The 13,067-nt window shown below is 46.3% G+C and carries 9 protein-coding genes; 8 read left to right on the top strand and 1 reads right to left on the bottom strand.

The annotated features are described in order from the left end of the window. Positions 1 to 513: 513 nt before the first annotated feature. Entirely contained in the window at positions 514 to 2,625 is a 2,112-nt protein-coding gene (locus BN1360_RS24465; RefSeq protein WP_068782565.1) for a glycoside hydrolase family 52 protein, read from the bottom strand. A 157-nt stretch (positions 2,626 to 2,782) separates the two neighbouring features. Here BN1360_RS24465 and BN1360_RS24460 point away from each other — a divergent pair, with 157 nt between their 5' ends. The 8 genes from BN1360_RS24460 (at position 2,783) to BN1360_RS24425 (ending at position 12,959) form a co-directional block, all read left to right on the top strand. Continuing rightward, the gene (locus BN1360_RS24460) at positions 2,783 to 3,703 is read left to right on the top strand and encodes an AraC family transcriptional regulator (protein WP_068782428.1); all 921 of its coding nucleotides are present in this window, start codon (positions 2,783 to 2,785) and stop codon (positions 3,701 to 3,703) included. 98 nt (positions 3,704 to 3,801) lie between these two features. After that, positions 3,802 to 4,896, top strand: coding sequence for a hypothetical protein (locus BN1360_RS24455; RefSeq protein WP_068782427.1), 1,095 nt, complete (start codon positions 3,802 to 3,804; stop codon positions 4,894 to 4,896). Then, the gene (locus BN1360_RS24450) at positions 4,893 to 6,143 is read left to right on the top strand and encodes a hypothetical protein (protein WP_068782426.1); all 1,251 of its coding nucleotides are present in this window, start codon (positions 4,893 to 4,895) and stop codon (positions 6,141 to 6,143) included. The genes BN1360_RS24455 and BN1360_RS24450 overlap by 4 nt, the downstream gene beginning before the upstream one ends. A 247-nt stretch (positions 6,144 to 6,390) precedes the next feature. Continuing rightward, positions 6,391 to 7,440 carry an SAF domain-containing protein gene (locus tag BN1360_RS24445; RefSeq protein WP_068782425.1) on the top strand — a complete coding sequence of 350 codons (1,050 nt, stop codon included), beginning with the start codon at positions 6,391 to 6,393 and terminating at the stop codon, positions 7,438 to 7,440. 9 nt (positions 7,441 to 7,449) lie between these two features. After that, positions 7,450 to 8,130 carry a CpaE/TadZ family protein gene (locus tag BN1360_RS24440; RefSeq protein ID WP_068782424.1) on the top strand — a complete coding sequence of 227 codons (681 nt, stop codon included), beginning with the start codon at positions 7,450 to 7,452 and terminating at the stop codon, positions 8,128 to 8,130. After that, positions 8,130 to 8,978: a hypothetical protein gene (locus BN1360_RS24435; RefSeq protein WP_229521100.1), complete on the top strand. Its 849-nt coding sequence runs from the start codon at positions 8,130 to 8,132 to the stop codon at positions 8,976 to 8,978. The genes BN1360_RS24440 and BN1360_RS24435 overlap by 1 nt, the downstream gene beginning before the upstream one ends. 14 nt (positions 8,979 to 8,992) lie before the next feature. Then, positions 8,993 to 10,894, top strand: coding sequence for a P-loop NTPase family protein (locus BN1360_RS24430; protein ID WP_324254314.1), 1,902 nt, complete (start codon positions 8,993 to 8,995; stop codon positions 10,892 to 10,894). After that, positions 10,887 to 12,959, top strand: coding sequence for a hypothetical protein (locus tag BN1360_RS24425; protein ID WP_068782422.1), 2,073 nt, complete (start codon positions 10,887 to 10,889; stop codon positions 12,957 to 12,959). Before BN1360_RS24430 ends, BN1360_RS24425 begins: the two co-directional genes overlap by 8 nt. Positions 12,960 to 13,067: the final 108 nt, after the last annotated feature.

The raw sequence follows: 13,067 nt of genomic DNA, 5'->3' as shown, positions 1-13,067 counted from the left end.
AAGATACCTAGTTACGTTAGGAATCCAGCTGCCTGATTAGTTGTAATGAGGATACCCAGTTTCGTTAGAACTCCCAGGTGCTCGATTTGTTGTAATGACGATACCTAGTTACGTTAGGAATCCAGCTGCCTGATTAGTTGTAATGAGGATACCCAGTTACGTTAGAACATCCAGGTGCTCGATTTGTTGTAATGACGATACAACAGCTTCGTTAGTATCGCCAAGTACCGGGTTTGTTCTAAATAGCGATACCCAGTTTCGTTAGAATATTCAAGTCTACGTTTGTTTTGAATAATGATGTCCAGTATCGTTACGGTTTCTATACGCTCAATTGGCCCGAACTGCGATACCCAGTTTCATTAGTGGATGGGTATATAGGTTCAGAGAGTGGATGCGAGCATGTGCCCATTACGAATTTATCGCAAGAAAAGAGCCCCACATGCTCTTTATTTCCCCATTGCTGGGGGGATGAAAGTCGTGTGGGGCTTTTGTGATAGCTTGGTTAGCTTATTATTACGCAGTCGGTTGCTCATCCAGCCACAGAATGGATGTCACTCCGCGCGGATAGTAGCGACTGCCGCAGATTACTCCGGCGAGCATTTGGTCGCTCCAGCTCCAGTAAGCATTCGCCGTGGATGTCAGCCAGCCAACGTGGGCGGCGTCCGCGGCTTTGCCTTGCTCGTTCCACTCCAGGCCGAGAATTTGTCGAGCGATGAATTGGCACAGATAGATCTTACTGAGCCAGGAGTTATCGCTGGTGGAGGAGAGCTTCCAGCCTCCGTCCTCAAACAGGCACACACCTGGTTGAAGCACGGTATTCAGATGCTTGTTCAACGTCTGGATGTATGAGCCGAAGCGTCCATTCGGATCAAGCGCCTCTTTGCAGCCGGTAAAGAGCGGGAAGATCAGCCCTTCGATAGCCGGAATAATTTGCGAATCATTATTCTCTTGAATGACGGCTGGAACGTAACCTTCCGGCAGCATTTGCGACACAATAGTCGCTGCGCAGCGATCAGCCTGTTCCGCGGCCAGACTTGCTTGCTCCTTGCGGCCAAGCTTCGTGAACAGCTTCTCCATAGCGACATAAGCAGCCCAGCTTTTGCCGGCCAAATAGATGTTGTTCCTTGCTTGTCCAAGCGATACGTCAAGGCTGTCATAGGTTGTAATCTCAGCTCCGCCCATCGTGCGGGAGCTGTCGAGACCCATAATCCCCGTGCGTTTGGCTGGATCTGGATGATCACGGTTCACCATGCTCTCCAAACATTGCTCCATAATGCTCAAGTTATCCTTGATCCACTTGTTATCCTGTGTTTGCTGTACGTATACAGTAGCGCAAAGTAACCAGTTCACAAGCTGCTCATGCGTCATATGTGAGAAGCAGTCATCAATCGCATGAAGCTCGTAGGAGGAATATTCAGGCTTGGAGAATGCATTGGCCACGCCCATATCATGGGTGAAGCTGATGCCGCCCGGATAAGGGGTCGGATCTCCAGGGAAATGAACCTGATCGGTATAGCTGTAGCGCTTTACGAACAGATCGAGCTCATTTTTCACGGTCCACGGGTTCATTTTCATCTCAAAGAACAGTTGGTCTACGGTCAGATCAAATGTATTCATCATCCGGTATTCGCCTTCATTTACAACCCAGAGCGCTTCTCCTTTGTGATCGAGCAATTGTGTGGAGCCATAGTAGCTGCGAATCGAATGTCTCAGCATAAAGCGCTGATCGTCATTCAGATGAGGCGCATCTGTGATGCGGTCAGCCTGCAGTGCAATTTCTACCTTTTTATCGAAGTTATCCATCGCATAAGCCGCAACCTCTTCAATATTTGCAAAATAGCGTGTGTAATAGTAGGTAGTATCAAGACCGGTAGTAACATATCCCTCACGGTAGAAGCAGATCGCAAAGCGATAAGTCGCTTTTTCCCCTGCAGGTGTATCCATTAGCAAGGCGCCGACGGCTCCGAGACCGAAACGCAGATTCTCTTCGACCTTAGGTTCAAGAATCGCTTCCATGGTGAAGAAGCCAGCGCTTTTGATTCGGCTGTCACTCGTCGCAATTGCGGTATGTCTGCCTTGTCCAATCCCGATAATCTGACCGTTTGTTACATCTTCAAGACGGCGGATCGATCTGTACGGGTCGCTGTTCTGCAAGCCGAAGAAGGCCCGGCGGCTGCTTGTTCCGCGCGTATTGTCAACGACGATCTCAGCCAGAACGGCTGGCATAATGGCAAATTTGAGCTCCTCATCCTTGGCGGCAGCTGGATCAGGCACACTGTCAAATGGCGAATAGATCCGCAAGGTCAAATCTCCGGCTTGCCATTCATCGGTTGCCGCATTGAAGTTGCGAGTAATGCTCTCTTGAGCAAAAGAAGTGATCAGCTTATCTTCAACGACTTCCTTCTCGCCATCCTGTTCAGAAGTATAGCGGTCGCGCTCATCCTGGCCTTCCCCAAAAAAAGGCAGCGCCTGGTAATGGTTCTTGCCATCCTCTTGCAGTCCAATGTATATATTCTGATTGGGCGGGCTAGCCAATTCAAGATCTAGGCCGCCTTTCTTGCCGGGATAACCTAGTGTAAAACTTGCAAACGCTCCCACTGGAGAGTGGTGTGCGTTGAATAACATCTTCTTATCCAATTTAACTACCTCCTGTATATAGAGATGATTATGTGATATGTTAATTATAACAAGGTATAAAATGATATATTATATCCAAACCATGAATCAATTTACCCAAATTGACTACTAAATTATTGAGCTTGTGTACAAGGAGGCTGCTGCTATGGAACTGGAACTGGCTAACAATCGTTATATCGCGGAATTTATGCTGCCGGATATGGATTCGACATTTCGGATATTTGCATCCCATGTCCGTACGGTGACCAAGGACTGGTCATACCCCAGGCATACTCATCCTTTGTTTGAAGTCAATTTGCTGCTCGCCGGAGGACAGGAGATGATTGTGAACAGTCAGCGTTATATTCAGAAGCCCGGTGATTTATTACTGCTTAGACCGGAGGATGTTCATGAGAGTCGGGCGATTGGTGAGGAGCCGATGACTTATTACTGTTTGCATTTTAATGCGGATGACCCTATACTCCATGCCTTGCTGAGCCGCAGGAACTTCGACCTGTATGAGTCGACAAGCGCCCTGACCCGGACGATTCGCCCCAGCCTGGACAAGTTAATCTCGCTCACCTCAGCTAATGAGGTGCCGCTTAAGCTGGCCAACAAGATGAGAGCCATGTCCGCCGTATTTGACTTGCTGGCTGGCCTGAGCGAGGTGCTGTCTGAGCAGGGCGAGGAGGAACTGGCCAGCAGCAAGATGGGCAGGGTAGCTTTTGAGATTGCGGCAAGATTGGAGAAGTGTGTGGAGGATAGCGATATCCAGGGAGAGACTTTGTCCGAGGTTGAAAGGGAGGAGCAGCACTCCAGAGATGCGGTAGCGGCTGCCACCGCGGATCTTGGATACAGCGCTTCGTCCTGCAACCGCATTTTTCAACGGGTATACGGCATATCGCCGCGCCAATATTTATCAGGCCTGAAGCTGAAGAAGGCCAAGCTTCTGCTCATGGAGCCTGAGCTTACGGTAGAGGCCGTCTCCACCCGTCTCGGCTACAAGGATATTGCCCATTTCAGCCGCCAATTCAAGCGCTGGACCGGAGAGTCCCCGGGTAAATTTCGGGCCCGGTTTCATGTTTGAGAAATAGAAACAGAATCCATGATTATCTTCCGCTTCCTAAATCTAGGTGATCTAGTATATTATATATTCAGGTCAAATTTTGTCGGAGGGTGATACATTTGGATCAATTGCAACTCATGCTGTACACCTTGCAGGTCGCCTGGATGGGAGTGCTGCTTGCAATGGGAGGAATGATGTATTTCAGGTGGAGGAGCCAATTTTACCTCATATTATTTAGCTCAACCGGCTTGGGGTTGTTATCGTCAATAGCCATGCTCAGCCTCCCTAATAAATTTAGTGCGTTTTATATGTTTTTCCAATCTTTGCTGACCTGCAGCGTAGTGCTCATCCAACTGGCCGTTTACCGCATTCTCTATACCAAGAGACAGGATAAGCTATATGTTCATCTTGCAGGGACAGGACTTAGCTTAATTACTGCTGCAGGCTCGCTATTGCTGCCACCGGAGATGGCATCATTGCTTCTAGTGCTTATTGTTGGGGCTGTTACTCTGTATTCCTTGTTCAAGCTCTTCCCTGAGGCAGGAACTAAGATGAAGAATACGATGGCCTTAGCAAGTTATTTCGTACATATTCTGTTATATACCGTTGCGGCAGTTACTAGAATAGAGGCTATTCTTATATCAAGTCTAGCTTTTTTAGCGGTTTTTCTGCTGCTGACCTTCATGCAATTGTTTGAACGGGTCATTGAGATTATGCAGGCTGCTGCCTATACTTCAACGAGAGATGAAGTGACCGGTTTTTATACACGCAAGCATTTCATTCAACAAGCTAATCAAGCTTTGCTAAAAAGACAGGTGTACGGGGTCGTCTACGTACTATTTGATTTCTCCCAGAATAAGGATAATAAAAATGGGCAAACCGAGGAGATTTTCAGAAAAATGGGTCCAGTTGTGCTGAAATATACAGATCGCTTTGGGTTTGCAAGTCGTTATGAGCAAGATGGCGTAGCTGTAATCATCAATAAATCCTCCATGGATCTGAATAATCTGACGGATTCATTGAGGCTGAACCTCTCAGCGGAAATCACTTATCCGTTTAGTATGGGGTACATGAATATTGCCGGGGATGAGCCACTGGAAGAGCTTCTACTCGGAGCAAAGCAAGGGGCACTTCGAACCAGGGAACATGGTATGGATAAAATGTTTGACATCAACCAGAGCAGAATCTTGACGGATGGCGGGGTGGAACAGTGAACGCAGTAATCGTATCCAATAGAGCGGCAGAGCATGTACTGAAGGCTATAGGCCATTCAGATATAAGCTACGAGAAGACGGGGAAATTTGAAGGCTCCGAATTTCTCGAATACATCCAGGCAGTATCTCGAATCCATATTCAGACTCTAATTACCGACCTGGATTGCACGGATATGTTAATCTTTATGCAAGGAATTCGCCAGTATCGGATGCTGCGCAGCAGCACGCGAATCATAGTTATAGCATTGGATCGTCATGAGGAAGATGGAATGGTTCATCAGCTAGCAGAGCTGGGGGTTCAGGTTATTACTACATCCCCGGGGACAAAGGCTGAGACGATTACACATGCGCTGCTAAAGCTCATGCCTGAAAGTGCAAAGTCTGCTAATATCGCCGCGGATATGGAAGCCGAAGGAATACAGATGGATCGGATCAAGGATCAAATCTATCGATTTACTTCTAAATTGCACAGTACTTATCTGGAAGGCGCTGATGTGCTGGACATGGAGCTTCCTGACCTGCCTTTTCAGGAGAGAGTTGTTGTCCAGGAGAGAATTGTAGGTACGATAACTGTCGCTGTAATGGGTGTTGAATCCAAAATCGGTTCCACGCATCTTAGCATATTAATAGCGAACTATCTTAATCGCAAGGGTTATTCGGTCGCCTTGCTGGAGGCTAATGGATCGCAGGACTTTGCATACATAGAGAGTGCTTATGAAGGCATCAGGGATTATACAAATTCAACCAGTCAATTTAGCATTAATGGAGTTATGTATTACAAGCACAATAGTAAGGCAGATATGAGTTCGCTATTGGCAATGGGGTATGATTATTTAATACTTGATATTGGGAGTCATGAAGAGAGTGACTGGAGTCAGGAATTTTTCAGGGCCAATGCGCAAATATTGCTTGGTGCCGGCAGTGAGTGGCGGCAGCCTAAGATTAAGCAGTTCAGGAAAATGTATAGTAAGATGGACCAGTCGAACTGGTATTATTGCATCCCGTTTGTCGATCCAATCAGCATCACGGATATCAGAAAGGAATTGCCAGGAAATCAAGTATTTCGTCTTCCCCCTCATCCTGATCCGTACAAGGCTTCCAGTGAAACTGATGCGGCCCTAACTAAGATTCTCAAGCCTTATCTAGGAGTCAGAAAGAAAGCATCCACCAAAGTATGGTTTTATTCAATTCTTAGTGGCTGCATGGTTATTATTGCAGCTTTAATTATTTTATTAATATTGAAGTAAGTAGCCCTTTGGCAAGCACCTCGTAGGTCTAATAACCCTATCTCGTTTTGGCGAGTATAGGGTTATTTTGTTGTTTAAATATAAAATAATTCCATAGTTATGGTGCTATTCTCCTAAAATTTCTAATATTAATTATTTTTTGACACAAAACGACATTTTTTTCAGAAATCACATGTTATAATTTTCCTTAGATTCAAAATATACATAGGTATTCAGGATCGTTTTTGGCGAAGAAAGGAGACAAAGCATGTCCAGAATAAGACTGCGGCAGAAACAATTAATAGTGGCCGGAGCCATCGGTGGTGCAATCGTCCTGCTTCTTAGTGTTGGTACAGGCTATTTGTACATCAGCAAGCTGCAGCATAAGTACAAGGAACATACCAGTAAGATTGAGCAGCAACTGGCGTTGGCGCAGAAGCAGTTGAATGAGGAACGTTCGGCCATCACAGTAGTCAAGGAGAACCATTTGGCTGGAACGATATTGAGGGAGGAAGACCTTGTTACAATGAGCGTGCCAAGGGCAGCAATTCCTGATAACGCCGTTGATGATTTACAGAAGCTTATAGGCAAGTATCCCAAAATTGATTTGCAGAAGAATACATTGATTACTTCTCCTATGCTATACGAAGAAGGGGTCACTCCAAATGACCTCCGTAATCAGGAATTTAAGTTGATTCAACTGCCATTTAAGCTATCAACGAAGGATTTTGTCGATGTACGCATTAAATTTCCGACGGGCCAGGATTACATCGTTCTATCCAAGAAGAAAGTGCAGGATTTAAATAACGGTACGATTTGGTATCAGATGAATGAAGAAGAAATTCTGTTGATGTCCAGTGCAATTGTTGATGCTTTTATTAATGATGCTACGATTTATGCCCTCAGCTATGTTGATCCTTATATGCAGGAGAAAGCATATGTTAACTATCCTCCTAATGCGAAAGTCCAGGAATTAATCTTAACAGATCCCAATATCGTTAACGTGGCTACAAAGTACCTGGAGAAGCGGCTTCGCGAGAAATTAGAGCAGGATATTAAGTCGATGCCTGAAGATGAACGGCAGAAATATAACAGCGGCAAATCCAATTTGAATACTAATCCTTCAGGAAGTACTTATTACGAAGAGGGAGATGAGGGCAATCAGGGGAATGGGGAGAATTCTGCACAGAATAACCCACTGCTTGATTCAACAGAAACACCGGACTTTAATGCGGGGAGCGGGTCATCGGGACAAGATAGCGCCGCTACAAATAGTGAATTCAAAGACTATAACGAAACGGTTCCGTTTGAAGGGTAGGGCTGCAAGATGAAGCAGATTGTAATAATTGGAGCCTTGGATAAGACAGATATGATGCTCTATCTGTGCAAGCTGGTCTCGTTGAATCATAAAGTGCTGCTGGTCGATGCTACAGGATATGAACGCTACAAATACGCATACCCGAAGATAGAATTGGATACGGAGATTCACCAGCATGATCAGTTCGATATTGCGGAAGAGGTCACAGCTATGGAGATCTATCAGAGGTTGATCGCAGAAGGGACTTATGATTATGTACTGATAGATTTGGAGGATATCGAATTTGCGAGCCATTGGTCGGAGGCAGACCAGTTCTTCATGGTGACCTCCTACGATAACCCGGTCATGCAGAGAAATTTACGTCTGATGGAGGCGTTTAGTTCCAGCTTGGATGGAACAAGACTTATCCCAGTAACCAGGGTGATATGTGAAGTGGCCGGTACCCTGCTTGAGGAATATTTGGATGATCTATTCTCTCCTCTTCCTATCGAATGGAAGGATACCCTCGTATATTATCCGGATGAACGAGACCTTGCCGCCCGGATTCATAACCAGGCGCGCAGTAATGTCAATATCAAGAGGATTTCAGGGGAGTATAGGAAAGTCCTCAACGAGATGGCGGAGTCTATTATGGAAATCGGCCCGGCAGAAGCAAAAAAACTATGGAAAAGAGCCGAGAGGAGTCGTTAATGATGGGTCAAGTATCCTTTTGGGGCGTGCAGCATGGGTTGGGAGTCACGAGTAATACTGCTGCAATAGCCGCATTAATTGGGCTGGAATATGATCTTCGTTCACTTATTTCACAGCCGCAATGGTCGGATTCCACTCTGGAGCGCTCCTTCTCTAAGACTATTAATCAATATAACCGTAGATTTCTGGAAGTCTCCGGGACAGGGCTTGATGCATTAGAGCGTGCAGTTAGGAGCAGCAAGCTGGAGAGGGAGACGATTAAGAATCATTCCCTGATGATAGAGAGGGATCGCCTCGATTTGCTCAGCGGCAGCGAGAAATCGGATAAGACTCTTTTTGAGAGATCAAATGAACTGTTCAATATCGTGTTTCAGCGGGCACAGGAGTATTATGATGCCTTGCTGCTGGATGTTCATAGCGGGCTGAATAGTCCATCAATTGTAGATACGCTGCGGAACTCGGATTTAATCGTGGTATGTCTGAATCAGAATATTAACGTACTTGATAAATACTTTCTGAATTATTATAAGAGCCTTCCGGAGGAGGTGCGGAGAATTCCACAGCTTATCTTAATCGGTCAATATGATCCTGACTCGAAATATAAGGTTAGAAATATTGCCGCGAAGTATAAGTTCAAGGGTAGAATTGCTGCTATTCCTTATAACACTAGCTTTCGTGATCATTTTAACGATGGGGATGTGAAGGGATTCTTTGCCCGCAATGGATCTGTCTCCAGCACGCATGAGAATTATTACTTCATTCATGAGGTTCGCAAAGTGACAGAGCTTATCTTGACCGAGATCGGCATAAATCCGAAGCTGAAATATAGTGAAAGAAGGGCGCTGTAATGGGGATGCCTTATATGATCAATTTTCTTCTGATCGTTCTCATCCTCGGCGGGTTGATCGTGTACTTATTCCTAGTGCTTAATCGCAAGCCTGTGGCACAGTCGGCATCATCAGGCAAGAGGATGAAGGAAGATCGATCAAGGTTTGATTTTGATTATCTACTACAGTATATCAAGACGACGATCAATGAATTTGTAAATAGCAGCTTATTGGATATGGGCTTGTCGGGAGAAGAGTATACCCGAAGGCAATCGGTCGTAGCTGAGCTGCGAAGTGCTATGAAGAATGCTACCAACGGGGACATTCAGGAGAAAATTTATTTGAAGCAGTATATCTATGATCTCCTTGACCGCAATTATGGATTGGATGAAGAGAACATTAACTTCATTATTCCCTTTGAAGATCCTGAGCTGCTGAGTGATCAAGATAAGTTCGATATTTTGCTGCATTTATATAAGAAGAAGTACGGCTTTCGCGGCTTGGCTGAAATGATAGGGAAATATGGTCTTGATCAGCCCAAGCGGGTGATTGAGGACCAAACCGTTGATTCCTATATTATTACCGGAGAAGAAATTCGCAGAATCTATCATCAGGAAGCTCGTGGCAGGCTGGAATTTACCGATAAGCTGAGCATTATAGTTCAGCGGATATACAGCAGATACAAGGGCTTCGGTGTAATTGATGAAATTCGCGATATGGCGATCGATGGCGTCTCGGGAGGGATATCAGGCATTCCGACGACGATGCAGATTATAGAGGATGAGGTTGAATTGATGCAGGGGATGCGGCAAGCCCAGCATCCGGGCTATCAGAGCGTGTGGATTTTTTATCGCGGGAAGTCGATTCATTTATCATTCCTCAGCTTTGGCTCGGATATCGAACTCAAGCGAATCTGCCAAAATATCTATAAGTATGATAATCCGGGACAGCTCACCGAATCCAACGGTTTCAAGGTGAATGAAATGAAGGACGGCTCGCGCGTTGTCGTTGTCAGACCTCCATTTGCGGAAAGCTGGGCCTTCTTCGTGCGCAAGTTCGACCTTCCCAATATGAATCTGGAAAAGCTGGTATCGACCCAATCTGGGGAAAATGCGGAGCTGCCTCGTGAGATGATCAAATTCCTGATGAAGGGCGCACAGGTGACGGCGTTTACCGGTCCGCAGGGTTCGGGAAAGACCTCGCTTGTCATGGCTGCAGTCAAATACATATATGCGACCCTAACGCTGCGGATTCAGGAAATGACCTTTGAGCTTCATCTAAGGCGCTTGTATCCGGAACGAAACTCGCTGGGTTTTCGAGAGACAGATAACATATCAGGTCAAGCCGGACTGGACCTGCAGAAGAAGACGGATGGTTCGGTTAATATTCTTGGAGAAGTAGCCACCGATCCGGTGGCGGCCTGGATGATCCAAATGTCGCAGGTGGCGAGCTTATTTACAATTTTTACACACCATGCCACTACGGTTAGAGAATTGGTCTGGTCATTGCGTAACTCACTGCTCAAGACCGGCGTGTTCCAGAATGAACGGATCGCAGAAGAGCAGGTTGCCAATGCGGTGAAGTGGGATATTCATATGCGTAAGGAAAATGACGGAAGGCGTTATATCGAGCGAATTACCGAGATTACTCCGGTCACTTATGAGTCAGAGATTCTGGAGGGAGAAACGTTTAGCAAGGGAGACAGCGTGGAGAACAAGCTGGATGCCTTGATCGATTTGCAGCGTGAGGCCTACCGTCGCAGCAGTGGAAGGGTATGGACGGCAAGAAACATCATTGAATACAGAAATGGAGAATATGTTGCCGTGGCTCCCATCTCTACAACCAAGATAGAACATATGAAGTTCAATATGACGGCTGAGGACAGATTGGCGTTTGAAGCCTTTCTAACGCGACACTGGGGGGAAGCTCATGAATAAATGGTTCTGGATTCTGCTGGTATGCGGAATAGCCATCTTCCTCTCAGGTTCCGTGCTTCTGTATATGATTATGAAGGAGCGCAGAAGGCGCAAAAACTCCGGACCTGTCTGGAAGACAGGAGCTGCATCCAACCGGACAACACCCGCTAAGCTGCTAATTTTTTATCAGAAATCGTACATGCGGCTCATGAAGGTGCCAGTTATTAAAGGCCAGATTCTACGCATACGCAAGCGGTTAACAGCGATCAATACTTACGATGAGTACACTCTGCGCAAAGAAACGATGCGGATTACGTTCATGACGCTAGGCTCGATGCTGCTTGGAATCGTTATATTAGCAGTGATCAGCAAGAGCTGGATGGCGGTGTTCTTCGGCGTTCTGGCTGCTATCGTTCTGAATGAGATGCTGGTTGATATGTTTGTGAACCGGGTTGAGGACAGGCTGCTGAAGCAATTCTCGCAATTTTTGGAGGATAATCGCCATTATTATCAAGAGGTTCGCATGGTTGACGAGGCGATTTATCAGGCTGCTCAGGCTTCGCCACAGGAAATTAAGCTGCAGGTAGAGAGAATTCATGAGATTCTGACCTCCAATGAACCTCAGAAGGGATTAGAGAACTATTATGCTGTAGCTCCGAACCGCTACTTAAAAGTATTTTCCGGTATCTCGCATTTGATTATGGAATATGGTGACCGGACTCTAAGCAAGGGTTCGATGTATTTGAGTGCAATTAATAAATTCGTTCAGGAAATCAGATACGATTTGCTGCGCCGCCAGAAACTGAGATACCGCCTCGGCGGACTAACGATGATTGCGCTTGCCCCGATTTTGCTGTCATTTCCTCTAGTTCGTTGGGCGGAAGGGTATTTTCCTATTACAAAGGATTTCTATGAAAGTAAGCTGGGGATAATTATTCGTCTGGTGATTTTTGCAATCGCTGCCCTATGCTATGTACTGATCAGGAAATTGTCAGAGAACGATGAAGCGAAGTACATTCCCAAGGGGCCTCGTCGGCAGTGGGAGAAGAAGCTGTACGAGGTACCATGGATTCGCTGGTTGGTGGACAGGCTGGTTCCCGCCTCACATACACGCAAGCATTACAGATTGAATCTGCTTCTGAAGGAAGCCAACTCTCCTCTGATGCTGGAATGGTTTTATATACAGCGTGTTTTAATAAGCGTGACTTGCTTTATCGGTGTCGTATTCTTGTCTATCGCTCTGCACTTCAGTGCTATATACCATGTGTATCACAATCCGACGAAGGAGCAGAACACGATATTGGGTTATATGGACGAGAAGGAGATGCAGAGAGCCAGGGAGCTCACAGAGTTTGACAATAACATTATTCGGGAATTGAACGGGAAGGGGGAGTTGAGCAGAGAGGCTATTGCGAATAAGGTGCTGATGAATACCGGGCAGCCTCTAAATGATGTGGCATTTAATAATACGGTAAATCGGATTGAAGGCAAGATGCAGACTATTCATGGCGAGTTCTTCAAATGGTGGGAGTTGTTGCTGGCCATCTGCCTAGCCATCGCAGGATATTACCTTCCGCTTTGGATTTTATTGTTCCAGCGCCGGATGCGAGCGCTCGAAATGCAAAATGAGGTGGATCAGTTCCACGTTCTGATCAGTATTCTCTCGGAGTTCGAACGTATGTCGGTCGAGACGATTCTGGAATGGATGGAACGATACGGTATTATTTTCCGACCGGCGCTGCAGCGCTGCTTGCTGACCTATGACAGCGGGGCCGAGGGGGCCATGCAGACGCTGATGAACGAAGCGCCATTTGAGTCATTCGTCAGAATCGTGAAGCGACTGAACCAGGCGGTTGAGAAGATTACGATTCGTGAAGCCTTCGATGATCTGGAGATGGAGCAGGAATATTATGCAGAACAGAAAAAGGAGCGGCTGGAACGGCTCATTCGCCAGAAAGCCTCCTGGGGCAAAATGATCGGCTGGACGCCGGGAGCTCTTCTGATCGCGTTATATCTGGTCTTTCCGTTCTTGTACATGTCGTTCGGGCAGCTTGGTCAGCTATCGACTCAAATTCAGGGGATCTGAGCTTAGAGGTAGTCAAAAAGTCCGCTTTTGATCACGAAGTGAACCAAAGAAGTAACTCGACATCGAATCTTGAATTCAGCCGGGCCCTCCGGTGCTCACGTACCCACT

This window comes from Paenibacillus sp. GM2 (genome assembly GCF_900069005.2).
Taxonomy (GTDB): domain Bacteria; phylum Bacillota; class Bacilli; order Paenibacillales; family Paenibacillaceae; genus Fontibacillus.
This window is presented reverse-complemented; position numbering and strand designations above follow the sequence as displayed.

Bases quoted from the DNA above. Each gene is read 5' to 3' on its own strand.
- BN1360_RS24465 (WP_068782565.1), bottom strand. From the start codon at position 2,625: ATGTTATTCAACGCACACCACTCTCCAGTGGGAGCGTTTGCAAGTTTT.
- BN1360_RS24460 (WP_068782428.1), top strand. From the start codon at position 2,783: ATGGAACTGGAACTGGCTAACAATCGTTATATCGCGGAATTTATGCTG.
- BN1360_RS24445 (WP_068782425.1), top strand. From the start codon at position 6,391: ATGTCCAGAATAAGACTGCGGCAGAAACAATTAATAGTGGCCGGAGCC.
- BN1360_RS24440 (WP_068782424.1), top strand. From the start codon at position 7,450: ATGAAGCAGATTGTAATAATTGGAGCCTTGGATAAGACAGATATGATG.
- BN1360_RS24435 (WP_229521100.1), top strand. From the start codon at position 8,130: ATGATGGGTCAAGTATCCTTTTGGGGCGTGCAGCATGGGTTGGGAGTC.
- BN1360_RS24430 (WP_324254314.1), top strand. From the start codon at position 8,993: ATGATCAATTTTCTTCTGATCGTTCTCATCCTCGGCGGGTTGATCGTG.
- BN1360_RS24425 (WP_068782422.1), top strand. From the start codon at position 10,887: ATGAATAAATGGTTCTGGATTCTGCTGGTATGCGGAATAGCCATCTTC.